The sequence below is a fragment of the Mesorhizobium sp. WSM4845 genome (genome assembly GCF_055811455.1).
In genome coordinates, this window is record NZ_JBVVQA010000077.1 from 1 (window position 1) to 1358 (window position 1358).

The window sequence follows — 1358 nt, forward strand, 5'->3', positions numbered from 1 at the left end:
CTGATCAGCGCGCCACTGCCGGCAGGCTGATGAGCGGATCATCGCTCATCTGGCTGATGGTCTCAAGGGTCATGTAGCGCGCCCGCTGCACGGCCCATTCATCATTCTGTTCGAGCAGGAGGGCGCCGACGAGACGGACTATGGCATCGTCATTGGGGAAGATGCCGACGACCTCGGTCCTGCGCTTGATCTCGCCGTTGAGGCGCTCGATCGGGTTGGTGCTATGCAGCTTGGCACGGTGCTCCTTGGGGAAGGTCATGTAGGCAAGCACGTCGGGCTCGGCGTCGTCCATGATGGTGGCGAGCTTGGGCACCTTCGGCCGGATCTGGTCGGCAACGGCGCGCCATTGGGTGCTGGCGGCCTCGGCCGTCTCCTGGGCGAAGGCGGTGGCGATGAAGGCCGAGGCGACGCGGCGGCCGCTCTTGCCGGCATGCGCCAGCACGTTCCTCATGAAATGGACCCGGCAGCGCTGCCATGTCGCGCACAGCACCTTGGTGACGGCCGCCTTGATGCCTTCATGGGCATCGGAAACGACGAGCTTGACGCCGCGCAGGCCGCGGCGGGTCAGCTTGCGCAAAAACTCCGTCCAGATCGGCTCGGCCTCAGACGTGCCGACCTCCATGCCCAGCACTTCGCGCCGGCCGTCTGCGTTGACACCGACGGCGATGATGACGGCGACCGAGACGATGCGTCCGCCGCGGCGCACCTTCAGGTAGGTGGCATCGATCCACAGATAGGGCCAGTCGCCCTCGATGGGCCGGTCGAGGAAGGCCTTCACCTTGCCGTCGATCTCCTCGCACAGCCGGCTGACCTGGCTCTTGGAGACGCCGCTCATGCCCATCGCCTTGACCAGGTCGTCGACCGAGCGCGTCGAGATACCCTGGACGTGGCCTCCTGGATGACGGCGATCAGCGCCTTCTCGGCCATGCGCCGCGGCTCAAGGAAGCTCGGGAAGTAAGAGCCCTTCCTGAGCTTGGGGATGCGCAGCTCGACGGTGCCGGCCCGCGTCTCCCAGTCTCTGTCGCGGTAGCCGTTGCGCTGGACAAGCCGCAGTGGGTTCTTCTCGCCATGGGCCGCGCCGGTGGCGGCGCCCACCTCCAGCTCCATCAGCCGCTCGGCGGCAAAGCCGATCATCTCGCGCAGGATATCGGCATCGGGGGTCTTCTCTACGAGCGTGCGCAGGTTCATCATGTCGTTGGTCATCGGTGGTTCCTTCGAATCAGGTTGTGTCAGCAACCCAACCCTACCGAAGAACATCGATGACCGCCGCTGCGCCGCTCGCTCGCTACAGCGCTGTTGAGGGCGCTCGCGAGCGGCTTCGCTATCGCCGACCTACACCACGCGGTGGGACACGACCC

1 pseudogene is annotated in these 1358 nt (G+C 65.9%); it reads right to left on the bottom strand.

Annotation, left to right across the window (positions count from 1 at the left end):
• Window positions 1-4 precede the first annotated feature (4 nt).
• A pseudogene (locus AC0L2C_RS34060) lies at window positions 5-1203 on the bottom strand (IS256 family transposase).
• Between the last annotated feature and the right edge of the window lie 155 nt (window positions 1204-1358).